The 23,683-nt window shown below is 74.8% G+C and carries 15 protein-coding genes and 1 riboswitch; of the genes, 4 read left to right on the top strand and 11 right to left on the bottom strand.

The window, feature by feature from the left end:
* Positions 1–157: 157 nt before the first annotated feature.
* The 3 genes from eno to ACZ3UD_RS09370 all read right to left on the bottom strand — a co-directional run bounded on the left by eno (position 158) and on the right by ACZ3UD_RS09370 (position 4,197).
* Positions 158–1,447, bottom strand: coding sequence for a phosphopyruvate hydratase (gene eno, locus ACZ3UD_RS09380; protein WP_465584315.1), 1,290 nt, complete (start codon positions 1,445–1,447; stop codon positions 158–160).
* 296 nt (positions 1,448–1,743) lie between these two features.
* Entirely contained in the window at positions 1,744–2,526 is a 783-nt protein-coding gene (locus ACZ3UD_RS09375; RefSeq protein WP_465584312.1) for a transglycosylase family protein, read from the bottom strand.
* 4 nt (positions 2,527–2,530) lie between these two features.
* A riboswitch (cyclic di-AMP (ydaO/yuaA leader) is annotated at positions 2,531–2,697 on the bottom strand.
* Positions 2,698–2,907: 210 nt separating this feature from the next.
* Positions 2,908–4,197: a cytochrome P450 family protein gene (locus tag ACZ3UD_RS09370; protein ID WP_465584309.1), complete on the bottom strand. Its 1,290-nt coding sequence runs from the start codon at positions 4,195–4,197 to the stop codon at positions 2,908–2,910.
* A 267-nt stretch (positions 4,198–4,464) separates the two neighbouring features.
* Here ACZ3UD_RS09370 and ACZ3UD_RS09365 point away from each other — a divergent pair, with 267 nt between their 5' ends.
* Entirely contained in the window at positions 4,465–4,890 is a 426-nt protein-coding gene (locus ACZ3UD_RS09365) for an SDR family NAD(P)-dependent oxidoreductase (RefSeq protein WP_465584306.1), read from the top strand.
* Between the two features lie 4 nt (positions 4,891–4,894).
* Here the strand turns inward: ACZ3UD_RS09365 and ACZ3UD_RS09360 are convergent, their stop codons facing one another.
* From ACZ3UD_RS09360 to ACZ3UD_RS09345, 4 genes are all read right to left on the bottom strand, one after another.
* A complete protein-coding gene (locus tag ACZ3UD_RS09360) occupies positions 4,895–5,917 on the bottom strand; it encodes a nucleoside triphosphate pyrophosphohydrolase (RefSeq protein WP_465584303.1) in 1,023 nt (340 codons plus the stop codon).
* A gap of 528 nt (positions 5,918–6,445) precedes the next feature.
* The gene (locus ACZ3UD_RS09355; RefSeq protein ID WP_465584300.1) at positions 6,446–8,101 is read right to left on the bottom strand and encodes a protein kinase domain-containing protein; all 1,656 of its coding nucleotides are present in this window, start codon (positions 8,099–8,101) and stop codon (positions 6,446–6,448) included.
* Positions 8,098–8,610, bottom strand: a complete 513-nt coding sequence (locus tag ACZ3UD_RS09350) for a hypothetical protein (protein WP_465584298.1) — start codon at positions 8,608–8,610, stop codon at positions 8,098–8,100. Before ACZ3UD_RS09350 ends, ACZ3UD_RS09355 begins: the two co-directional genes overlap by 4 nt.
* 294 nt (positions 8,611–8,904) lie before the next feature.
* A complete protein-coding gene (locus tag ACZ3UD_RS09345) occupies positions 8,905–11,082 on the bottom strand; it encodes an N-6 DNA methylase (RefSeq protein ID WP_465584295.1) in 2,178 nt (725 codons plus the stop codon).
* A gap of 206 nt (positions 11,083–11,288) precedes the next feature.
* Here ACZ3UD_RS09345 and ACZ3UD_RS09340 point away from each other — a divergent pair, with 206 nt between their 5' ends.
* On the top strand, positions 11,289–11,939 hold the full coding sequence (locus ACZ3UD_RS09340; protein WP_465584292.1) for a DUF4352 domain-containing protein: 651 nt from the start codon (positions 11,289–11,291) through the stop codon (positions 11,937–11,939).
* Positions 11,940–12,052: 113 nt separating this feature from the next.
* Here ACZ3UD_RS09340 and mfd read toward each other — a convergent pair whose 3' ends face one another.
* The 4 genes from mfd to ACZ3UD_RS09320 all read right to left on the bottom strand — a co-directional run bounded on the left by mfd (position 12,053) and on the right by ACZ3UD_RS09320 (position 21,847).
* Complete coding sequence (mfd, locus tag ACZ3UD_RS09335; RefSeq protein ID WP_465584289.1) at positions 12,053–15,682, bottom strand: transcription-repair coupling factor; 3,630 nt, start codon at positions 15,680–15,682, stop codon at positions 12,053–12,055.
* A 732-nt stretch (positions 15,683–16,414) separates the two neighbouring features.
* Positions 16,415–17,794: a hypothetical protein gene (locus tag ACZ3UD_RS09330; RefSeq protein ID WP_465584286.1), complete on the bottom strand. Its 1,380-nt coding sequence runs from the start codon at positions 17,792–17,794 to the stop codon at positions 16,415–16,417.
* Between the two features lie 266 nt (positions 17,795–18,060).
* Positions 18,061–20,778, bottom strand: coding sequence for an SUKH-4 family immunity protein (locus ACZ3UD_RS09325; protein WP_465584283.1), 2,718 nt, complete (start codon positions 20,776–20,778; stop codon positions 18,061–18,063).
* A gap of 67 nt (positions 20,779–20,845) precedes the next feature.
* Positions 20,846–21,847 (bottom strand): HNH endonuclease, encoded by a 1,002-nt coding sequence (locus tag ACZ3UD_RS09320; protein WP_465584281.1) that lies wholly within the window; start codon positions 21,845–21,847, stop codon positions 20,846–20,848.
* Positions 21,848–22,585: 738 nt separating this feature from the next.
* On the opposite strand from ACZ3UD_RS09320, the gene ACZ3UD_RS09315 reads away from it, so the two are divergent.
* Together ACZ3UD_RS09315 and ACZ3UD_RS09310 are read left to right on the top strand one after the other, a co-directional pair.
* Positions 22,586–23,047, top strand: coding sequence for a YwqJ-related putative deaminase (locus ACZ3UD_RS09315; RefSeq protein ID WP_465584278.1), 462 nt, complete (start codon positions 22,586–22,588; stop codon positions 23,045–23,047).
* A 97-nt stretch (positions 23,048–23,144) separates the two neighbouring features.
* Positions 23,145–23,660, top strand: coding sequence for an SUKH-3 domain-containing protein (locus ACZ3UD_RS09310; protein ID WP_465584362.1), 516 nt, complete (start codon positions 23,145–23,147; stop codon positions 23,658–23,660).
* Positions 23,661–23,683 lie beyond the last annotated feature (23 nt).

Raw genomic sequence — 23,683 nt, 5'->3', positions numbered from 1 at the left:
TCCCCTCCTGGTCGCGACGGTGCCCCGCCGTCCACCCTACGGGGTGTGCGGCGGGGCACCGGTCAGGCTTGCGCTAGCTCGGCTGCTCAGCCCTCGTGCTTGCTGTGCTCACCGGTCGCGGAGCGACTGTGCTCACCGGTCCGCGAAGCGACTGTGCTTACTGGTCCGCGAAGCGGAAGCGCGGGAAGGCGCCGCGGCCGGCGTACTCGGCGGCGTCGTCGAGGATCTCCTCGATGCGCAGCAGCTGGTTGTACTTGGCGACGCGCTCGGAGCGGGCCGGGGCACCGGTCTTGATCTGGCCGCAGTTGGTGGCGACGGCCAGGTCGGCGATGGTGACGTCCTCGGTCTCGCCGGAGCGGTGCGACATCATGCAGCGGTAGCCGTTGCGCTGGGCCAGCTCGACGGCGTCCAGGGTCTCGGTCAGCGAGCCGATCTGGTTCACCTTCACCAGCAGCGCGTTGGCGGTGCCGGTCTCGATGCCCTTGGCCAGGCGGGCCGGGTTGGTGACGAACAGGTCGTCACCGACCAGCTGGACCTTGTCGCCCAGCTTGACGGTCATGGCCTTCCAGCCGTCCCAGTCCGACTCGTCCAGCGGGTCCTCGATGGAGACCAGCGGGTAGGCGGCGACCAGCTCGGCGTAGTACTCGATGAGCTCGGCGGCCGAGAGGGCCTTGCCCTCGAACTGGTAGGCGCCGTCCTGGTAGAACTCGGAGGAGGCGACGTCCAGGGCCAGCGCGACGTCACGGCCGGGCACGTAGCCGGCCTTCTGGATCGCCTCCATGATGAGGTCCAGGGCCTCGCGGTTGCTGTCCAGGTTCGGCGCGAAGCCGCCCTCGTCGCCGAGGCCGGTGGACAGGCCGCGGTCCTTCAGCACGCCCTTGAGGGTGTGGTAGACCTCGACGCCCCAGCGGACGGCCTCGGAGAAGGACTCCGCGCCGATCGGGGCGATCATGAACTCCTGGATGTCGACGTTGGAGTCCGCGTGCGAGCCGCCGTTGAGGATGTTCATCATCGGGACCGGCAGGACGTGCGCGTTCGGGCCGCCCAGGTAGCGGAACAGCGGCAGGTCGCTGGCCTCGGACGCGGCGTGCGCGACGGCCAGCGAGACGCCCAGGATGGCGTTGGCGCCGAGCGAGGACTTGTCGGGGGTGGCGTCCAGGTCGAGCATGGCCTGGTCGATCAGGCGCTGCTCGGTGGCGTCGTAGCCGACGAGCTCCGGGCCGATCTGCTCGATGACGGCCAGAACGGCCTTCTCGACGCCCTTGCCGAAGTAGCGGTTCTTGTCACCGTCGCGCAGCTCCAGCGCCTCGAAGGCGCCGGTCGAGGCACCCGACGGGACAGCGGCACGACCGGTGCTTCCGTCGTCGAGGCCGACCTCGACCTCGACCGTGGGGTTGCCGCGCGAGTCGAGGATCTCACGGGCTACGACGACATCGATGGACGGCACGAGGCATCTCCTTGCGGGAGCAGGGTCCGGCTGACGGTGGTGCTGTCGGCGGGACGATTGCGGAGTCGTTACGACCAGAGCCTAACCGCCCGGGCTCCCGGGGCCACGTTGGCCTCGGTCCCGTCTCGGCGTGTGGCCCTGCTACCCACCGGTAGTTCACCTGCTTGTCCCAGCTTGTCCCCCCAGCCCCCGGCGCGGACGAATGCGGACGAAGGGGGCCGGGCGCGGCCCCCTTCGTCCCCGGGGTGCTGTTCGAGGTCCTACGGACCGTCTCGGCCGAGGCCCTACCGACCGGTTCAGCCGAGGTGCAGGACCTGGCCGGGCATGATCAGGTTCGGGTCGCCGCCGACCGTGCCGCGGTTGCCGTCGTACAGCGCCTGCCAGCCGCCGGACACGCCCTGGGCGGCGGCGATGCTCGACAGGGTGTCACCGGAGTGGACGGTGTAGTCGTGGCCGGCCGGGGCGGCCTGGGCCGGCTGGGCGGCGCGCGGGGCGGCGTGCTTCGGAACGTACTGCTGGACCGGCTGCTCGGCGGGCTTCTCGGCCTGCTTCGGGGCGGCGTGCTTCGGAGCGTACGGCTGGGCGGGCTTCGCGTCCGCCTTGGGGGCCTGCTGCTTCGGGGCCTGCTGCTTGGGCGTCTGCTGCTGGGGGGCGGACTGCGGCTTGGCGTCCGAGGAGGTGTCGACCGCGGCCGGGGCACCGCCCTTGCTCAGACCCGCCTTGACGGAGCAGACCGGCCAGGCGCCCGGGCCCTGGGAGGCCAGCACCTTCTCGGCGACCGATATCTGCTGGCCCTTGCTGGCCTGGTTGGCCTGCGGCGCGTAGGCGGTGCCGCCGTACGCCTTCCAGGTGCTGGAGGTGAACTGCAGGCCGCCGTAGAAGCCGTTGCCGGTGTTGATGCTCCAGTCGCCGCCGCTCTCGCACTGGGCGACGGAGTCCCAGGCGGAGGCCGGGGCGGCGGAGGCGCCGGTGGCGGCGAGGAGCGGCATCGCGAGTCCGACGCCGGCCACACCGGCGACGGCGATGGCCTTCTCGGCCTGGGTGCGACGACGGTGACGGCCAGTTCCAACGAACAGCATGAAGGGTCCCTCTCCGCACGCCTGCGAGGTGAGCTGTCGGGTTCGGACCGGGAGGTGGCCCGGCCGCCGTGCGCGGAGACGTTCCGCTCGGGCGGCTTCACCCCAAGCCGTGGGGGACGGCAACAAACCTGGTTCCCCCGCCCCTGCCCAAGGGTCTGGTCGGTTTCCCGTGGCGCGGCGGGCAGGATTCGGCGTTCCGCGCACGAGGTCCGCAGCTGCGAACTCCAGGGAGACTAGACAGATCCTCAGACCAATCACAAGCTCATATCACCGACATCACACAGAAATTACGGCATGTGATCAATCGCCTACCAACTGCGCCTGTTTGTCCGGATTGATGGGTGTTCACACCGCCATCAGGAGCGCGTCAACGACGTCCAGTCAGCGTGTCGGGGCCTCAGGAAGCGCATGCGGAGAGCGGATCTCGGGACTGAATTCGACCGGAAGTTCGCGCAATCCGCGCATGATCAGACCACCCCGCCAGCGGAGATTCTCCGGGCTTTCGGCCAGTCGCAGATCGGGCAGTCGGGAAAGCAGCGTGGCCAGCGCGGCGCGTCCTTCGAGCCGGGCCAGCGGGGCGCCGATGCAGTAGTGGATGCCGTGCCCGAACCCCAGGTGGGGATTGTCGGTTCGGGCCAGGTCGAGGGTGTTCTCCTCCGCGAACCGGGCCGGGTCGCGGTCCGCCGCCGCCAGCACCACCAGCACCGGATCGCCCACCGGGATGTCCACCCCGCCGATGGCCAGCGGCCTGGTCGCGAACCGCCAGGTCGCCAGTTCCACCGGCCCGTCGTAGCGCAGGAGTTCCTCGATCCCGGTCTCCAGCAGCGCGGTCTCCCCGCGCACTACCGACTCCTGCAGCAGCGCCCGCTGCCCCGGGTTGCGCAGCAGCGCGTACGTCCCGTTGCCGATCAGGTTGACGGTCGTCTCGAAACCGGCGAACAGCAGGATGAAGGCCATCGCGGCCGCCTCGTTCTCGGTCAGGTGCTCGCCGTGGTCACTGGCTCTGATCAGACCGGAGATCAGGTCGTCACCGAGGTCCGCCCGCTTGCGGTGGATCAGCTCCAGCAGGTACGCCCGCATCCGCTTCACCGCCCGTCCCACGCCGCCGCGCTGGCCCCCGCCATGTCGGATCATCATCCCGGCCCAGTCGCGGAAGTCGTCCTGGTCCTCGGCCGGCACGCCCAGCATGTCGCAGATGGCGTAGATGGGGAGCGGGAAGGCGAACTCGTGGATCAGGTCCGCCGAGCCGCGCTGCGCGAAGCCGTCGATCAGCCGGTCGGTGAGCTGCTGCACCCGCGGCTCGAACTCGGCCACCCGGCGCGGCGTGAACGCCTTGGACACCAGCCGGCGCAGCCGGGTGTGGTCCGGCGGGTCGATGTTCAGCAGGTGGGTCATCAGGTCCGCCTGCCGCTCCCCCGGGATGCCCACCCGGCCGGTGCGATGCGCCTGCTCGCTGTGGTGCGCCGGGTTCTTCGACAACCGGCTGTCCGCCAGCGCCTGCCGGGCGTCCGCGTACCGCGTCACCAGCCAGGCCTCGACGCCGCTCGGCAGCCTGGTGCGGTGCACCGGGGCGTGCTCGCGCAGCCAGGCGTAGGCCGGGTACGGGTCGGCGGCGAACTCCCAGGTGAAGAGCTGCGGGGCGGGCTGGGCGGCGTCGGGCTGAGCAGGCATGGGTCGACCGTAACCGCTGGGTCGGGCGCGTCCTGACCGTTCCCGACCGTCAACACCTCGCGAACGGCGCGCGAGCGGGTCGCCAACGCTCCGTGGACGGCCAGTGGACGGTCCGTGGACAGCTCTTGGACAGCTCTTGGCCGGGTGCCGGGCGTGAGTCTGGTCACCTGCGGGGTAATCCCTGTTGCGGAGGGTCAGGTCGTGCCTACGATCCTCCGCAGTATGCGTGGGCGCCGGTGCGGTGTCGCCCACAGGGAGGAGCAGGCCATGCGGGTCAGCGGGGCAGTCGTCGTCATCGCGGTCCTCGACGGCGGTTCGGGAGCCGGCCTCGCCCGCCGGTTCACCGCGGCCGGCGCCGCCGGGATGCTGATCGCCGACACCCATGTCGGTGTCGCCGAGGACCTCGCCGCCGAACTCGACCGGCCGGGCTGCCCCGTCGTCGGCGTCGCCGCTGACATCCGCCGCCCCAGCGACGTCGCCGCCCTGGTCGACACCGCCGAGAAGCACCTCGGGCCGATCGACCTCTTCTGCGTCGCCGGCCCGAACGGCGAGCGAATCGTCTCCCTCGCCGACCTGCCCGACCACCTCGACCTGGAGCGCCTCGCCGAACTCCTCGCCCTGATCGGCGAGGCCATCGGCGAGCTCGTCCCGCCGCAGCGGCGCCCGACCGGGCACACCGCCACGGCGGCCTGAGTCGCTACTCCGGCTTGAGCCCCTCGGCCGCGCGCACCGCGTCCCGGTAGCCCCGCGCGGCCGAGCGCAGCGCCGCGTCCACGTCCACCCCGGCGTCGTGCGCCCGCTGCGCCACCGCCAGCAGCAGCCGGCCCGCCGACTCCGCGGTCAGCTCCGCCGGCAGCTCGTACGGCTCGTCCGGCACGCCCTCGAACCCCGCCCGGCGCACCCGGGACACCAGCTTCGCCGCGTACGCCAGCGCCGGCAGCCCGGCCGGCACGCCGTCCAGCACCGACTCCCGGTCCGCCTTCTCCGCCGCCTTCAGCTGCTCCCAGTTCGCCTCCACCTCGGCGGCGCCCTCGGCCTCGACGTCCCCGAACACGTGCGGGTGGCGGTACACCAGCTTCTCCACGATGTCCCCGGCCACGTCGTCGATGGTGAACGGCCCGGTCGGGTGCTCCTCGGCGATCCGGGAGTGGAAGAACACCTGGAGCAGCACGTCGCCCAGTTCCTCGCGCAGCGTGTCCCGGTCGCCTTCCTCGATCGCCTCGACCAGCTCGTACGCCTCCTCGACCAAGTACTTCACCAGGCTCTCGTGCGTCTGCTCGGCGTCCCACGGGCACCCCCCGGGCGAGCGCAGCCGGTCCATCACCGACACCAGGTCCAGCAGCCGCGAGCCGGGCAGGTCGTACGAACCCGGCAGCACCTCGATCTCCGGCACCTCCCCGGCGTGCTCCACCGCCAGCCGCGCCAGCGCGTCCGTCAGCCCCGGATCCCCGTCCGGGCTCCCCAGCCACACCGTCGGCCCCGCCCCGGCCGGCTGCTCGGTCAGCATCCGCGCCAAGGCCGGCGCCGACTCCGCCGCCGCCACCTCGACCGCCACCCCGGCCTGCCGCACCGCGGCCACCTGCGGATGCCCCTCCGCCCCCACCAGCACCCGCCCGGCCGACCGCAACGCCTCCCAGGCCGGCCACGCCAGCAACCCGGGAGCCACCCGGTGGGTGGTGGTCAGCAGGATCAACTTCGCGCGCGGAACATTCGTCGTCACACCTCGAACCTACCCGCCCCTCGGCGGAACGGGCCGGGCCGCGGGCGGACCCGTCGGTCCCGCCGACTTCCCGCCCCCGGGCCCCGGCTCCCGAACGACACGCCCGACCCGACCCACCGCCCTCCGACACCCGCGGAAGATCGGGCCCCGATCTGGCGGTCCGCCAGGTCGGACCCACCGACTTGCGCGGGGAGTCGAACCCGCCGACTTCCCACTCCCCGAACAGCAACACCCGCAGCACCCACCCACCAACGGCCCGCCAAAGCCGCCTGCCGAGCCGGACCCACCGACCGGCGCGAGAAACCCACCGACCGACGCGAGAAGTCGAACCCACCGACCTCCCACTCCTGCACAAGCGGCGGATGGTTGACGCCAAGGGACCGGCGGGGCGGCGGGCGACCGGGTGCAAGGGGCTGGAGCCAGCACGACGAGCGAGGTCAGCGCACCGACGGCATGCCGCAGCTGCCGACGCGGCCAGAACCACCCGAGCCCACCGGCCTCCTGCTTGCGGCAGGGACAGGTCGGGGGTCAGCGGGTGGGAGGCCAGGGGGTGGAGTGGTGGGGGTGGAGGGTGGTGAGGGATTGGCGGAGGCGGCGGACGGCGGGGTGGTGGGGGCCGTCGCGGCGTTCGCGTTCGAGGAGGAGCTGGAGGAGCCAGTGCCACGCGTTCTGGGGGTCGCCGGTGGCGGCGAGGTGGAGGCCGATGCGTTCGCGGAGGTCGTAGGCGCGCTCGGGGTCGGTGTCGAGGCCGGATTCGAGGCGGGCGGTGTGGGCGGCAAGCAGGGCCTGGTACTCGGCGAGGGCTTCGGGGCCGTGGCCGAGTCGGTCGAGGCAGAGGGCGGCGCGGTAGCGGTGGTCGAGGCCCTGGGGGCCGTGCGGGCCGCCGTCCGCGGTGGCGGCGAGGCGGCGGTACTCGGGGAGGGCCTGCTGGGGGTGGCCCTCGTGGAGGAGGGTGCGGGCGTAGATGGTGCGGATGGTGCGGACCAGGGGCGCGCTCTCGCCGAGGTCGGCCTCGGCGCGGGGCAGCAGGCCGGCGGCGAGGCCGAGGACCTCGGTGTGGCGCCCGGCGTCGACCAGGTCGGAGAGGCGGGCGCACTCCGCGCCGAGGTCCGGGCCCGAGGGGACGGCGGGAGGTGTCGAAGGGGCGGGAGGTACGAGGAACGGCCTCGGCTCCGAGCGGACCACCGGGGCGGCGGCGGCCGCCACGGCCGACGGCTGCGGCTGCGGCTGGTGCGGGTAGCGGAAGGGGCGCGCGGGGTCTGGCAGCGGCGTGAGACGCGGCTGCGGCGCGCTCTCGGCCGGAGGCAGCAGTGGGAGCAGCTGCGCGTACACCGTCTGGGCGTCGGCGGGGCGGTCGGCGGGCAGCTTGGCGAGGAGGTCGAGGACCAGCTGTTCCAGCGGCTGCGGCACCTCTGGGCGCAACTCGCGCAGCGGGACGGGCGGTTCGTCGACGTGTCGGCGCAGGACGCCGAGGGCGGTGGGCGCCCGGAAGGGCTCCTCGCCGGAGAGCATCTCGTGCAGCAGACAGCCCAGGGAGTAGAGGTCGCTGCGCGGGTCGGTGGTGGCGGCGAGGGCCTGCTCGGGGGCCATGTAGGCGGGGCTGCCGATGGGCACGCCGGTGAGGGTGAGGCGGGTGGTCTCGGTGTCGAGGGCAGTGGCGATGCCGAGGTCGAGCAGGACGGTGCGGCCGTCCGCGCGGACCATGACGTTGCTCGGCTTGAGGTCGCGGTGGACCACCGGGATGGCGTGGACGGCCGCCAGCGCCCCGCAGAGCTGGGCGGCGACGGCCACCGCGCGCTCGACCGGGAAGGGCGCGTCCTCCGCGATGAGGTCGGCGAGGCTGACACCGGGGATGCGCTGCATGACGAGGTAGAGCTCGCCTTCGTCCTCGCCCGCGTCGAAGACGGTGACCAGGCCGGGGTGGTCGAGCGCGGCCGTCACTCGGCACTCGCGCAGGAAGCGGCGACTCAACTCGTCGCCGTGGCGGCGGCGTTCGGTGCTCGTGGCGCCGGTGCCGAACCCGCTGCCGGAGCCGCCGGGCAGCAGGTGTTCGGGGCGGAGCAGTTTGACGGCGACCGGGCGGTGCAGCCGTTCGTCCTGCCCGGCCCAGACCTGGCCCATGCCGCCGTGGCCGATCTTCTCGGTGAGTCGGTACCGTCCGGCGATCAGCCTGGCGCCGGTCACGAGCCGCCCTCGCTGGCCTGACGTCGCAGCAGTTCGCCGAGTTCACGCAGGTCGTGGGCCGTTTCGACGGCTGGGGCGGGGGCCGCGGCCGGGACGCCGTACCCGGGCACGGTGGCCGCGTACGGCGGGACGGCCCGCGGTGCGTACGGCGAGCCGGCCGGCGGCCCGTACGACGGAGCGGTCGGCGGAGCGGTCGGCGAGGCCAGGGACTTGGACGCGAGGCGGCTGGCCTCCCAGACCGCGCGGCTGTCCATCGCCAGGAAGTGCGCGGTCGGCGTCAACCACAGCACGCCGAGGGTGATCTCGCCGGTGAGGTCCGCGGTCGGGTCCTTGAGGCTGCCCGCGATCCCGGCGGAGACGAAGAGCGTCAGCAGCAGCGCGCAGAACACCACCGCGCCGACGATGTCGTACGCCCGCCTGCGCCGGACCGCCAGCAGCAGCGCCGGGACCGCACCGAGCAGGCCGAAGGACAGCAGCGGGGCGAGCGCGCACAGCACCCGGAGGGTCACCCCGAACCGGCCCGGGACCGGGGCCCGCCCGGCAGCCGGGGCGGACCCCGGAGCTGGCCCCGGAGCTGACCCCGGAACCGCGCCCTGAACCGGCCCCGGGCCGTACGGCGGGCCGCCGGGCGTCGGTCCGTACGGCCCGGGTTGCTGCCCTGACATGTGTGCTCCTGAGCTGGAGGGAACCGGCGCCGACCGCGACGCGGACGGCCCAGCACACCGTACCGCCCGGCCCGGCGGCCCCGGAGTCCTTCGATCCGGTCGATGCCGAGCCGACGCCTGGCCGGTACTGAACCGACGTCAGTTCTCCGGCGGTGCCAGGACACCCGTCGCCAGCGCGTCCGTCGCGGCCCGGGCCAGGGTGTGGCCGAGGGCGGCGGCCTGGGTGAGGGCGGTGTCGAAGGCGGCGAGGCGGGCGAAGGCGACGCCGAGGCGCCGTTGGGCGGGGAGCGGGAGGCGGGGCAGTTCGACGCGGCGGATGTCGAGGCGGGCGGTGGTGGTGGCGTGGCTGGCGGCGCGCCGGGTGCCGGCGGTGGAGCGGAACTGACCGGCCAGGAACTCCGGGTCGAGCGCGGCGGGGTCGGGCCGCAGCAGGTGGAGTTGGCGGCCGAGGGCGGCGCCGACCAGCGGGCCCTCGGCGGGGACGACGAGGGCGGCGCCGCCACCGAGCGCGGGGACCAGGACGTCGCCCGGGCGGGTGCGGACGTCCCCGGTGGTGCCGGTGGCGCCGGCGACGTCCGTGGCGGCGAGGACGGCGCTGGGCGGGGCGCCGGCGGCGAGGTCCTGGTCGGTGATCACGGGGGTGCCGCCCGGGGCGGCGCCCGCCGGACGGGTGGCGGCGCCGGTGCCGGAGGAGTGCACCTCCAGCGCGCCGCTGCGGACCAGCTCGCCCACGGTGACCACGCCGGCCGGGGCCGCGCCGGCGGCTGGTTCCGCACCGGGCCGCGGGAGCAGCCCGACCGGGTCGGCCAGGCCGGCCAGCAGCTCGGTCAACCGGGCACCGAGGTGCGAGAGTTCGGCCGCCCCGCCGAGTCGGGCGGCGGGCGGGACGTGTCGGGCCGGGGAGAGATCGGTCTCGTCGTCCAGCAGGTCGATGGCGGCCATGGCCCGGTGGACCCCGGGGCGGTCGGCGGGGACCGGCAGGCCCTCACGGGCGGCGAGGTCGAACCCGCGCCAGGAGTCCAGGACGACCCGGCGCAGTTCGGGCCAGTCCACCTTGTCCCGACCGCCCTCCGCAACCGCCGGGCCCGCGGTCCGGGCCGGACTGGCCGGACTGGCCGGCGCCGCCCCGGCGTCGACCAGCAGGACCTGCCGGAAGTCGTCGCCCGGCTTGGGGGCGCGGAGCACCCAGAGGTGCAGCGGGACGCCGTACGGCGGGGCGGCCCCGGCGGGCAGGGCGATGACGGCGCGCAGTGCGCCGGTGCGGAGCAGCTCGGCCCGGATGCGGCGGCCGGCCCGGCGGGCGGCGACGGTCGGCGGGAGGAGCAGGGCGGCGAGGCCGCCGGGGCGGGTGTGGGCGAGGCAGTGCAGCACCCAGGCGAGTTCGGACTCGCCGCGCGGCGGGACCAGGCCGCCGAGCCAGCGGGTGTCGAACTGCAACTCGTCGTGGCCCCAGTCGCGCTCGTTGTACGGGGGCTGGCAGAGCACCGCGTCGAAGGTGTCCCCGGGGTAGCCGTCGGCGCGCAGGGCGTCGCCGGTGCGCAGGTCGAGCGGGAGCGGGCCGGGTTCGTCGGCGGGGGTGTGCAGGGCGAGCCGGAGCCGGGTGAGGGCGGCCACGACCGGGTCGGCGTCCTGGCCGTAGCGGCCGGTGGTCGGCGGGTGGGCGAGCAGGACGGCGCCGAGGCCGACGGCCGGGTCCAGCACGGTGGCGGGGACGCCGGCGACGGCGGCGAGCAGCTCGGCGGCCTCCGGCGGAGTCGGGCTGAGCTGACGGGTGTTGGCCTCGGCGTGGCGGGTGAGCAGTTGCTCGTACGCGCCCGCCGGACCGGCCTCGGCCGCGAGGGCGGCGAGCAGCCGGGCGAGGTCCAGCTGGGTGCTCCCGAGCAGGTTGGGCAGGCGCAGGTCGCGCGGGCCGTCCGGACCGAAGGCGTGAACGGCGGTGTCGGCGACGGCGCGGGGCAGCCCGGTGGCGAGCCGGGTGTCGGGCTGGTCGGCGAGTTCGGTCCAGCGCCCGGGGGCGCGGTGCAGCAACAGGAGCACGGCGCCGGCGTCGACCAGCGGGGCGGCGGGGTGGCCGGCCGGGTCGCGCAGGGTGTCGATCAGCTGCCAGACCCGTTCCAGCAGCGGGAGTTCGGCGATCTTGCCCTGGGCGCGCAACCAGGACTCGACCTCGTCGAGTGCGAAGGTCGGGCTGGTGTCGGTGCCGCCGACCGGACGGGGGAAGTCGGGGTGGCGGCGGCGCCAGTTGCTGACCGCGGCGCGGCCGACGCCGGCCAGCCGGGCGATCTCGACGGCGGTCACTTCGGGGCGGTCCGGCACGGGAGGCTCCTTCGATCGGGGTGACCGCGCGACGCGGCGCGCTGTGACCGCACAGCATAGCGACACCACCCTCCGACTCCGTTCACGTGTGAACAGAGCTCTTTCATGAAAGGCCATTGACATGGTTCACGGCCGATGGTGTGATTTCCCCGTCGCCCCGAGCAGGAGCGACAGCCACCAGCACATCGACCACCGGGAGAACAGCCATGTCCGCCACCGCCCGCCGCACCACCAGCGCCCGCCGCATCACCAGCGCCCGCCGCACCGCCACCCTGCTGCTCGGCGCCGCGCTGGTCTCCCTCACCGCGACCGCCTGCAACTCCACCGGCGGCGCCTCCGTCTCGACCGAGGCGAAGCAGACCGCGGCCGCCTCCGCCGCCCCCGGCTCCGCCCAGCCCGCCGCGGGCGCGGCCGGCAAGTCCGCCGACACCCCCAAGGCCCCCGCCAAGGTCGCCGACACCATCGCGCTCAAGAGCACCGACACCGGGAACACCGCCGACGTCACCGCGGTGAAGGTGGTCGACCCGGCCGAGAGCGCCAACGAGTACCTCAAGCCCGCCGACGGCAAGCGCTACGTCGCGGTGCAGTTCCAGATCAAGGCCACCGGCGCCCAGGCCTACTCCGAGGCCCCGTTCAGCAGCGCCAAGGTCGTGGACACCCAGGGCCAGGCCTACGGCGCGAGCCTCGCGGAGACCAAGGCCGGCCCGGCCTTCCAGACCCCCACCACCATCGCCCCCGGTGACACCGGCAAGGGCTTCGTCACCTTCGAGGTCCCGAACGACGCCAAGCTCGACAAGGTCCAGTTCGCCCTGGACAACGGCTTCGCCGGCCAGGTCGGCCAGTGGAAGATCGGCTGACGCCTCCGTTCACAGCGCGCACCACCGCGCGCCGGACAGGACCGGCCCCGGACAGACGGAACGGCGGCCCCGGGCAGAGCCCGAGACCGCCGTGAACCACCGACCGGCCGGTGCTACTTCTTCGCCCCCGCCAGGTCGTCGAACATGGCCGACAGGAACTCCGTGCACCAGCCCAGCAGTTCCCGCCCGACCAGCGGCTTGCCGCCGATCCGGCCGGTGCTCGGCCGGGGCACCAGCAGCTGCTGGGCCGCCGCCTTGACCTGGCTGCGCGGGTAGAGCCGGTTCAGCCGCAACTGCTGGGACTCCCGCAGCTCCACCGGCCCGAAGCGGATGTTCGAGCCCTGCAGGGTGATGTCCGAGATCCCGCACCGCCGGGCGTACAGCCGCAGCGCCGCGACCAGCAGCAGGTTCTCCACCGGCTCGGGCAGCTTGCCGTAGCGGTCCACGAGTTCGTCCCGGACCTGCTGGATGTCCGCCTCCGAGTTGACCGCCGCGATCGAGCGGTAGGCCTGCAGCCGCAGCCGCTCGCCGGGCGCGTAGTCGTGCGGCACGTGGGCGTCGACCGGCAGCTCGATCTTCACCTCCAGCGGCTCCTCCTCCGGCTCGCCGCCGTTCGCCAGCGACTCGCGGAACTCGGCCACCGCCTCGCCGACCATCCGCATGTAGAGGTCGAAGCCGACCCCCGCGATGTGCCCGGACTGCTCGCCGCCGAGCAGATTGCCCGCGCCGCGGATCTCCAGGTCCTTCATCGCGACGTACATGCCGGCGCCCATCTCGGTGTGCTGGGCGATGGTGGCCAGCCGCTCGTGCGCGGTCTCGGTGAGCGGCTTCTCCGGCGGGTACAGCATGTACGCGTAGCCGCGCTCGCGACCGCGCCCGACCCGGCCGCGCAGCTGGTGCAGCTGCGAGAGGCCGAAGGTGTCGCCGCGCTCGACGATCAGGGTGTTGGCGTTGGAGATGTCGATGCCGGACTCCACGATCGTGGTCGACACCAGGACGTCGAACTCCTTCTCCCAGAAGTCGACGACGACCTTCTCCAGGTGGGTCTCCCCCATCTGCCCGTGCGCGGTGGCGATCCGCGCCTCGGGCACCAGGTCCTTCAGCCGGGCGGCGGCCTTGTCGATCGACTCCACCCGGTTGTGGATGTAGAACACCTGGCCCTCGCGCAGGAGTTCACGCCGGATCGCGGCCGAGATCTGCTTCTCGTCATACGGCCCGACGAAGGTCAGCACCGGGTGCCGCTCCTCCGGCGGGGTGGTGATGGTGGACATCTCGCGGATGCCGGTGACCGCCATCTCCAGGGTGCGCGGGATCGGGGTCGCGGACATGGTGAGCACGTCCACGTTGGCGCGCAGCTTCTTCAGCTGCTCCTTGTGCTCGACGCCGAAGCGCTGCTCCTCGTCGACGATGACCAGGCCGAGGTCCTTGAACCTGGTCTCGGAGGAGAACAGCCGGTGGGTGCCGATGACGACGTCCACCGAGCCCTCGAACAGCCCTTCCAGGACCGCCTTGGCCTCGCTGTCGGTCTGGAAGCGGGAGAGCGCCTTCACGCTGACCGGGAAGTTGGCGTACCGCTCGGCGAAGGTGGAGAAGTGCTGCTGCACCAGCAGGGTGGTCGGCACCAGCACCGCCACCTGCTTGCCGTCCTGCACCGCCTTGAACGCGGCCCGCACCGCGATCTCGGTCTTGCCGTAGCCGACGTCACCGCAGATCAGCCGGTCCATCGGGACGGACTTCTCCATGTCCGACTTGACCTCGGCGATGGTGGTCAGCTGGTCCGGCGTCTCCGCGTACGGGAAGGCGTCCTCCAGCTCGCGCTGCCACGGGGTGTCCGACCCGAAGGCGTGCCCGGGCGCGGCCATCCGCGCCGAGTACAGCTTGATCAGGTCGGCGGCGATCTCCTTGACCGCCTTCTTGGCCCGCTGCTTGGTCTTCGCCCAGTCCGCGCCGCCGAGCCGGTGCAGCGTCGGGGCCTCGCCGCCGACGTACTTGGTGACCTGGTCCAGCTGGTCGGTCGGCACGAACAGCCGGTCGCCGGGGTGGCCGCGCTTGGCGGGGGCGTACTCCAGCACCAGGTACTCGCGGGTGGCGCCCTGGACGGTGCGCTGCACCATCTCGACGTACCGGCCGACGCCGTGCGCCTCGTGGACGACGTAGTCGCCGGCCACCAGGGCCAGCGGGTCGATCGCGTTGCGGCGCCGGGACGGCATCCGGCGCATGTCCTTGGTGGAGGACTTCTGGCCGGACAGGTCGGTCTCGGTGACGACGGTGAGCTTCAGGTTCTCGTCCACGAAGCCGTGCTCGATCGAGCCGCAGGAGACGTGGACGACGTCCCGGGTGGGCGCCTCGGCGAGGTCGGCGACCAGCCGGGCCGGGATGCCCTCGCTGCCCAGCACCTCCGCGAGCCGGGCGGCGGGCCCGTGGCCCTCCGTCACCATGACGACCCGCCAGTCAGCGGCCAGCCGCTCCTTGGCGTCGGCGATCGCCCGGGCGGTGTCGCCCCGGTAGGCCTCGACGGCGTGCATGCCGAGGGTCAGCGTGTTGGCATCGAACTCCAAGATGCCGTCGACGGAGGACTCGCTGGTCGCGAACGGGCTGACGGACCACCAGGGCAGCCCGATCTCGTCGGCGTGCTCGCGCACCTCGGCGAGCGAGCGCAGCGAGGCGGCGGAGACGTCGATGGCCTCCAGGTCGATCGGCCGGTCCCCGCCTGCCGCCGCCGCGACCCAGGAGGCGTGCAGGAACTCCTGGCTGGTCGCCACCAGGTCGCCGGCCCGGGTGCGGACCCGCTCCGGGTCGCAGACCACCGTGACCGAGCCGAGCGGCAGCACGTCGAGCAGCAGCTCCATGTCGTCCACCAGCACCGGCGCCAGCGACTCCATGCCCTCGACCGCGATGCCCTCGGCGATCTTGTCCAGGATCTCGGCCAGCCCGGGGTGTGCGGCGGACAGTTCGGCGGCCCGCGCCCGCACCTCGTCGGTCAGCAGCAGCTCGCGGCAGGGCGGCGCCCACAGGCCGTGCTCGGCGATCTCCAGCGAGCGCTGGTCGGCGACCTTGAAATAGCGGATCTCCTCGACCTCGTCGCCCCAGAACTCCACCCGCAGCGGGTGCTCCTCGGTCGGCGGGAAGACGTCCAGGATGCCGCCGCGGACGGCGAACTCGCCGCGCTTCTCGACCAGTTCGACCCGCGCGTAGGCGGCCGCGGCGAGCCGGCGGGCCACCTCCTCCAGGTCGTGCGACTCACCGCGCCGGACGGCCACCGGCTCCAGCTCGGCCAGCCCCTTGACCTGCGGCTGCAGCACCGAGCGGACCGGGGCGACGATCACCTGCACCGGCCCGGCCGCCGGGTCGTCCGCCCGCGGGTGCACGATCCGTCGCAGCACGGCCAACCGGCGGCCGACGGTGTCCGAACGGGGTGACAGCCGCTCGTGCGGCAGGGTCTCCCAGGCCGGGTACTCGGCGACGGCGTCGGCGGGCAGCAGCGAGCGCAGCGAGGCGGCGAGGTCCTCGGCCTCCCGGCCGGTCGCGGTGACGGCGAGCACCGGGCGGCCCCGGTCGCCGGCGGCCTGCCCGGCCAGCGCGCGGGCCAGCGCGGCGATGGCGAACGGCCGGGCGGCGGGCGGTCCGACCAGGTCCAGGTGGCGGCGGCCGCCGGCCGCGGCTCCGGTGGCGGTGGCCGCGTCGATCGCCTCGGCGAGCGCCGCGTCGCGCGCCACGACATCGAGCAGTCCGGTCAGGCTCATCTGGGGTCTCTTCTTCGTCCCGTGGCTGGTGCTGCCTCCGAGCGGCGAAGGCCCGCCGGGGCAACGCGAACGGCCCGGCGCGCCGAGCGGCCGGGGGTCTCCAGCCTACGCCGCGGCACGGACGGGCACGCGGTGTACGACCCCGGCGGGGCCGGGCGGGGACGAACCGGCGGCCGCGACCCCGCAGCTGTCAGGGACACGACCGCAGACGAACCACTGGACGGAACACCGGGCGGCCGGTGGACGAACCAGCCGGGCGCCGACCGACATCCGGCTCCGCCATCCGCCACGAACTGGACATACTCCGGTCACTGTCCGTCCATGGAGATCGCGCACCATGGTGAACGTGCCCGCCGCACCCAACCGTGGGGGATGGCTGTGGCGGCACTGTCGCACCCCCGATGGGGGTCGGAGGTGCGAGGCCGGGCGGCCCTGGGTGGGGGCGCCCGCCCAAGCGCCGGGAACCGTGGCGCCCTTTCCTGGAGGGCGCCACGGGTCTCGGCAGCGGCGCTTCGTCCACCCGTTCACCGCTCGGTCCGCCCGCAGGTCTGCCCGGACCTCCACGCCCGCCCGGCCGGCGAAGGCCGGGCCGCCGCGGCGGGAGCCCGCTCGAAGGGCGGCTACCGGCGCCGGCTGATCGACCGCGACGCGTAGGCCCTGACCGCCCGCGAGGAGGCGGTCAGGACCCAGGGCGCCCAGCTCACCCGGCTGACTCACGGGTGGGGTTGCGGGTCAGCGACGGCGGTAGGCCACCGTGTTGGGGGCCTCGTAGCCGCTGCCGTCGTCCACGATGATGATCTTCGGGACGATCCGGGTCTCGTCCTCGGACTCCCCGGCGCCCTCGCCGCCCTGCGCGCCGTCCCGGTCGGCCACCGCCTCGGGCGACGCTGCCGGCTTCGGCGGCGCCGCGGCCGGGGCGACCGGGCCGGTCACCACCGGCCCGGCGGCATCGGCCCTGGCCCCCTCCGCCGTGGCCACGTCGGCCCTGGCACCGGCGGCGGGCCCGCCGACCACCGGCTGCCGCAGCACCGCCGTCGACTTCTCCGGGGCCTGCGCCGGCGCCGGCACGGGAGCGGGGGCGGGCGCCGGAGCATTCGCCGAGGCCTTCCGCAGGTCCGGCAGCGGGACCTCCCCGGTGTCCGCCTCCGAGTCCACCGCCACCGCATGCGCCACCGCGTCCGCCGGGGCGTCCGCCGGGGCGCCGTCCTCGACGGCCTCCTCCACGGGCTCGATCTGCCCGACCGCCGCGCCCGTGAGCGAGGCCAGCGTCGCCTTGATGTGGTCCAGGTGCTGCTGGACGGTCTCCAGCCGGGTGTCGAACTCCCGCTGCTCGCGCTCGCTCGCCGCGTTGATCTTCTCGGCCTCCCGGCGGGCCTGCTCGATCAGCTGGTCGGCCTTGGCCTGGGCGTCGGTCTCCAGCTGCTTGATCTGGTTGAGCACGGTCTCCCGGTGCTGCTCGGCCTCTTTGACCCGGCGCTCGGCGGTCTCGGAGACCTCGGCTTCCTCGGCGTCGGCCTTGGCCTGGGCCTCGGCGAAGGTCTCGTCGGCCTTGCGGCGTTTGGCGGCCAGCTCGGCCTCAGCGTGCTCGCCGGTCTCGGCGGCGGCCACCCGGACCTTGGCGGCGTAGGCGGTGGCACCGTCCCGGGCGGAGCGGCTCTCCCGGTCGGCCTCGGCCCGGATGCTCTCGGCCTCGGCGCGGGTGCGCTCCTCGGTGCGGCGGGCGGCCGCGTCGGCCTCCGCGCGGATGGCGGCGGAGTACTCCTTGGCCGCCTTGTCGAGCGCCTGCCCGGCCTCGTAGACCTCGTCGCGCAGGTCCTCGGCGAAGCGCTCGGCCTTCTCCTTCACGGCGCGGGCCTCGTTCTGCGCCATCTCGGCCAGTCCCGCGGCCTGCTCGCTGAGCACCTGGTAGTCCGGCTCCGGGGCCTCGTCGGCGGCGCGGCGGATGTCCGCCAGCCGGGCCTCCATCTGCCGGATCCCGGCACCCAGGACGCTCAGCCGCTCCCACGCCTCGTCGCGCTGGGCGGTCAGGGCGGCGAGCGCCCGGTCGACCTGCTCGGGCGCGTAACCGCGCCGGGCCTGGGTGAAGCCGTACTGGGGGACGGCGTCGCTCATGGGCTCTTCCCCTCGTTTCGCGGGCTGCGGAGCCCATGATCGGACGGAACGGTCGGATCCGGAACCGGTTCGGAAGCCGGGGCCGGATACGGTCGTCGTGCGGACCGGAATACGTCGAGGACCGGACCAATAGCCCCAATCCTCTTGACCTATTTTGCGCGGATCCGGACGAAACCCAACGAGGCAGGGCTGCCACGGCATGCCGGAGGGGTCGTTCCGGACACCGGAACGACCCCTCCCCACCTGCGAGGATCCGCGACGGTCCGCTACAGCAGACCGTCCCAGAACTGCTCCAGCAGCACGGCCCACCAAGTGTCGGCGTTCTGCAGGGCCGCCGGGTCGATCGCGGCGAGCTGCGCCTGGAAGTCGGTCGTCCAGCGACCGGCCTGCTCGGGCGTCAGCCCGTACCGCAGCCGCCACATCCGGCCCAGCAGGGCCAGCGCGCGGACGAACTCCGGTACACCGCTGTTGACGAAGCGCGGCGGCTGGCCGGTTCCGTCGATGTCCACGGCGACCACGTTCGCGGTGCCGTACTGGACGCACAGCTGACGGCCGTAGTCGTTGCCGAGCACCAGGTAGCCACCGAAGTCCGGGGCCACCGGCAGGCCGCGCTCGGCGGCCAGCTCGGCGAGGGTCGGGATCGGCCGGCCCTCCTGCGCCTGGGCCCAGAAGAACGGCCCGAAGTCGCGCGGCAGCCCGGCCCACATCAGGCTCTGCGACACCGGCTCCGGCACGCCCTGGCGGGAGACCGCGCGCTGCTCGTAGCGGAACAGGTTCTGCCCGAAGGCCTGGCCGACCTCCTGGGCGAGCTGCTGCGGCGGCACCGGGGGCAGCGGCTGGACCGTCCCCGGCGCGGGCAGCGGCACCCGGAACGGCCGGACCCGCTGGGCGCCGGAGGCCAGCTGGTGCAGCTCGTCCAGGTGGTCGAGCAGCTCGGCCATCCCGGCCTGCCGGGAGGCGTGGTCGCGGCCGTACGGGGCGGTGTGGGTGAGCCGCACGTTCGGCCAGGAGGCGGCGATCATGCGGTTGCAGTAGCCGCCGGGCAGATCACACGACTCCAGCTCGGTGTAGAGCTCCAGCACCTGCTCCGGGGGCACGTTCAGCCTGCGCAGGTCCTGCAGGATCTTCCACTCCGGGTGCGGGGTGCCGGGCTCGCTGCGGTGCAGCAGCTTCTGCTCCGAGCCGTCCGGGCCGCGGTAGCTGAGCGCGGCGAAGTAGCCCGGGCCGACCGCGGGGACCCCGGGCGGTACGGGCGCGCCCTGCGGCGGGCCGGTGACCGGGGTCGGCGGGACGACCCCGGGCGCGGCGCCCGCGTTCGGGTAGCCGTACCCGGCCGCGCCCGCGGCCGGGGCGGCCGGACCGCCGGGCGGCGGCGGGACGGCGGGGCCGCCGGACGGCGGGGTGCCCGGGTCCGCCGGGCCGCCGAGCAGCGCCGGGTCGATCGCGCTGGCCAGCTGGGTCGCCTCGTACGCGATCCCGGCCGCGGGCGCGGCCGGCGCGCCCTGCGGGGCCGGGGCCGGTGCCGGGGCGACACCGCCGCGCAGGCCCGCCGGGGGCGGGGGCGGCGGGGTGGAACCGGCCGCCCGGCCGCCGGCACCGCCGACGGGCGCGCCGGAGCCCGGGGTGTGCCGCAGCTCGGCGGGCGGGGGCGGCGGCGGGGCGGAACCCTGGCCGCGGCCCAGCCCGCCCGAACCGGAGGACCCGGACGGACCGCCGGCCGGCCCGCCGCGCAGCGCGGCCGGCGGGGGCGGCGGCGGGGCCGAGCCCGGGGCACGGCCGAGCCCGCCCGGCGCCGCCGCACCCGCGGGCGGGGCGGTGGGCGTGCCGGGGCCGCCGGGCAGGCCGGCCAGCCCGCCGGGCGAGGCCAGCATGGTCGGCGCCTGCTCGACCGGGGCGCCGCCCGCGGGCGGGGCGGCCGGGGCACCGGGTAGGCCCATCAGGCCGGGCATCGCGTCCGGCGGCGCGAGCAGCGTCGGCGCCGGCTCGGCCGCCGCGGCGGGCACCGGGGCCGGCGGGGCGGCGGGCGGCGCTGCCGGGGGCTGGGCGGCGGACGGCGGGACCGGAGGCATGCCGTAGCCGCTGTTGCCCGGGGGCATGAGCATGGTCGCGGCCTCGGCCCCGGCCGGGGCGGGCGTGTCGGGCAGGTCGGAGCCGGAGGTGCGCAGGCCCTCGGGCATCAGGACGGTCGCCGCCTCGGCGCCGAGCGGAGCGTTCGGCACCACCGGCGCGACCGGCGCGACCTGCGCGACCGGCTCGGCCTGCGGCGGCACGGGCGCGACGGCCGGGGGCTGCGGCACGAAGGCCGGCTCGTCGCCGGGCGGCGGGGCGAGCATGGTCGGCGCGTCCCCGGCGGGCCGGTCGGAGACCGGCGGCTCGGTCAGCACGGCGGGCGCGGGCGGCACCGGCGAGGGTGCGGGCGGCACCGGCACCGGTGGCTCCCCGGCGGAGACCGGAGCAGCAGCCGGTGCGACGGCCGGAGCCGGGACCGGAGCCGGGACCGGAGCGGCAACCGGGGCCGGAGCCGGAGCGGCGGCAGCAGCCGGAGCGGCCGCGCCGCCCAGCTTCTCCGCCTCCGCCGCGATCGCCGCGGCCCCCGCCTCCTGCAGCCACTGCGGCGGGCTGAGCAGGAAGGAGGTGGCCTCCACCGGCCCCGGTGCGGGCTTCGCCGCCCCTGCCGGGTTGGCCGCGACCGGCCGCCCGTAGATCTCCTCGTACTGCCGGACCACCTCGTTGACCGGCAGCGCCGGCCACAGCGTGCTGGCGCCCGAGTCCCGGGCGATCACCAGCCGCGCCTCACCCGAGCCGGCCTGGTCCGCACCGGCCGCGCCGCCGTCCGGACCGGCGGCCGCGTCCGCGGGCGCGACCGCCCAGCAGACGAAGCCCAGGTCGAACTCCCGGACCCGCACCTCGCGCTGCTGCGAGCGCGGCACGCCGCCGTTGATCCACTCCTCGGCGAGCTCCTGCGCCTGCGCGTACGTCACCACGCCCGGTTCACCCCTGTCCGCATCCTCTTCGTCCCCCGTTCCACCTGCACCCCGGCGCCCACGCGCGTCAGCCCACCGGGACGGCGCGGGCGAACCCGCCGTCCACCATCAGCTCCGCGACCGTCTCCAGCTCCGGCGGGCTGCCGGCCAGCCGCAGCAGGAAGGCGTCGAAGTCGTCCCCGCAGGGCAGCAGCAGCCGGGCGCAGCGGTCCTCGGGGGCCTCCGAGGCGCCGGTGTCGCGGGCGTCGTCGTACAGGTGGAACCAGACCGAGCCGATCCGGTCGCCGCGCACCTTGAGCGCGACGATGCCGCCCTGCACGTAGGCGATGCCCAGGTAGTCCTTGGTGAGGTGGTCGCGCAGGCACTTGTTGGCGTACACGACGTCCTCGACGCCGTACTCCTCGCTGAGGGTCAGGAACGGCTGGTCGAGCAGCATGCCGAGCTCGGTGTCCAGCGCCACGCCGACCGGGCCGCGGCCGCCGCCCAGCTTGAGGAAGGTGCGGTAGGCGCCGGGCAGCCGGTAGCCGAGGCGCTCCTCGGCGCGCTGCACCAGGTCCTCGGGGACGCCGATCGGGTCGCCGCCGTCCTTGGCCAGCGAGAAGTGGACGGGCCGGCGCTCCTGCAGCGGGCGGGTGCCGCGGCGGGAGTGGTCGGCGGGCGAGGTGGCCAGGCCGCCGTGGTGCCGCAGCAGGGCCTTGACCTCGACCGGGACGAGCTCCATCCGCCGCCAGCCGGGGGCGGCCCGGCCGACCGCGTGGTGCCAGGTCCAGCCGGGCGGGGTGGCCACCGCGGTCTCCAGGTCGGCCCAGAGCGGGTGACCCTGGGTGAACAGCGCGGCGTTGGCCGAGACGTAGTCGGTCAGCCGCAGTTCGTCCACGCCGAAGCCCTCCGGCGGGTCGGCGACCTCGGCCGCCGCGGCGGCGTACGGACCGAAGTCCGGGTAGCCGGACTCGTCCACCCGGACCCCGGCCGGGTGCCGCTCCGCGCGGACCGGATCCGGGAACTGCACCACCTGACCTGCGTACGCCGCGTTCGGTGCGGCGGTGACGCCGGGCCGACCTGTCGTCATCTGGGAGCCCCCACTGGCTGCTGCAAATTCTCGGTGCGCTTGCTGGGCACCAGCCTATTGGGTCACCCCGCCGGCCGAGCCCCCGCACCCGGCGCCCGTCCCAAGACCTCCGCCACCCGCGTCTGCCGGGTCCACGTGAGGTGTGGCGGCCGTAGGCGGACCGGGACGGGGTGGTGCACCCGGCGTCGATCCCGGCGGCCCGCGGGAGGCCGGCCTGCGGGGCGTCCGTCCGGGAGTTGAGGCCGAACCGCTCGTGTCGGCACTTCTCCCGCGCGCCGCTCGCTCTCCGATCATCCGTACGGCATCGGCGAGTTCACCGCCGCCGGTGAACACCACCGGCCCCGCCCGTGCCGCCGGGCGCCCCGGGACCGCTCCGCGACGTCCACCGCCGGACGGCCGTCGGCCACCCGCAACGGTTCCCTCATCGGCGGGAGTTGACCGAACGGCGGTCGGGGCGCGCCCCCTTCGGCCCGCTGCCGGAACCGTAGCGGCCCCGGCTGCGGCCCGGGGACGGTTTCGGTAAATCAACGGACAAGTCGTGACGGCGGTGTGCGGATCCGGTCGAGGCCGGGTCAGGATGCCAACGGGCGTCCGGGCCGGTCCGCCAACGGCCGTACGGGCGTTCGACCGTGCCCGCACCCCGGTTGTGCGCTTGTCGGTGTCAAGTGACAGGCTTGCTCCGGCACCAACAGGAACCAACAGGGACCGGACCGCCGGGAACGAGGAGGAGGACACCGCATGACCACCGGTGAGCCGGCGGGCCCGCCCGTGCTGCGCCACCACCGCGACAGCCTGCTGCCCGCCGTCGCCGCCGCGCTGTCGCTCAAGGGCGGCGAGGTGCACACCCTGGCGGGCGACAAGGCCGAGCGGCGCCCGGTCCTGCACCCGCTGGTCGGCGAGTTCCTGGACACCCTGCCGGTCGAGGCCCGCGAGCGGTTCACCGGCCGCTGCCCGGAGGCCGTCCTGCTCTCCCAGTACCTGACCGCGGTCGACGGCAGGCGCTCCAAGCGCGCGGCCCGCAAGCCGATGAGCCTGCACGAGGCCCGCAAGGCGCTCAAGGGCGCCCGGATGACGACCGTCCGGATCCGCGAGGAGGGCGACCCGGCACACGGCACGCACGCCCCGCCGTGCCGCTCCTGCGCGCCGATGCTGGAGCACTTCACGGTGCAGAGCGTCGCCATCGGACCACCCGCGCGCTGACCGGTCGCGCGCCGGCCGCCGCCCTTCGTACGTCCCCCGTCCCCGAGCCCCGGAGTCCGCTCTGAATCCGCCCAGCCCGCCCCCGCCCCCGGCCCCCCTGTCCGCGGCCGGCACCCTCGGGCGGACCCGCCCGCGCTTCCCCGCCGACGTCGCCGCCGAGCTCAAGGCGGCCGGCTGGCACCCCGGCCGCTGGCAGATCCGGCAGGCCGAGGAGTGGGCCGACACCCTGACGGGGTACGGCGGGTCCGGCGGCGTCCAGCACGCGGTGTTCCCTGCGGCGGTCGAGGCCTGGGCCGAGTTCGGCGCCCTCGCCTTCGACCTGTCAGGCCCGGGCCGCCAGCTGGCCCGCACCCCGTTCCTGATCGACCCGCTGTGCGGACTGCACCAGCCGCGCACCCTGTTCGACCTCGGCCGGGCGCTGGGCACCCGGCTCGCCCCGCTCGGCGAGGAGGCGTACGGGCAGGCGCTGCTGGCCGTCGACGAGGAGGGCCGGGTCTACAGCCTGGACCACACCGGCGAGTGGTTCCTCGGCCACGGCATCGACCAGGCGATCAGCGCCCTGGTCCTGGGCACCGCCCCGGAACGGCTGCGCACCGCGGAGGGGTACTCCTAGCCCGAGCGGTGCGCCCCACCCCG

The organism is Kitasatospora sp. NPDC023118 (assembly GCF_055560875.1).
Note: the sequence above shows the minus strand (reverse complement) of the source record. Positions and strands in the feature narration are given on the sequence as shown.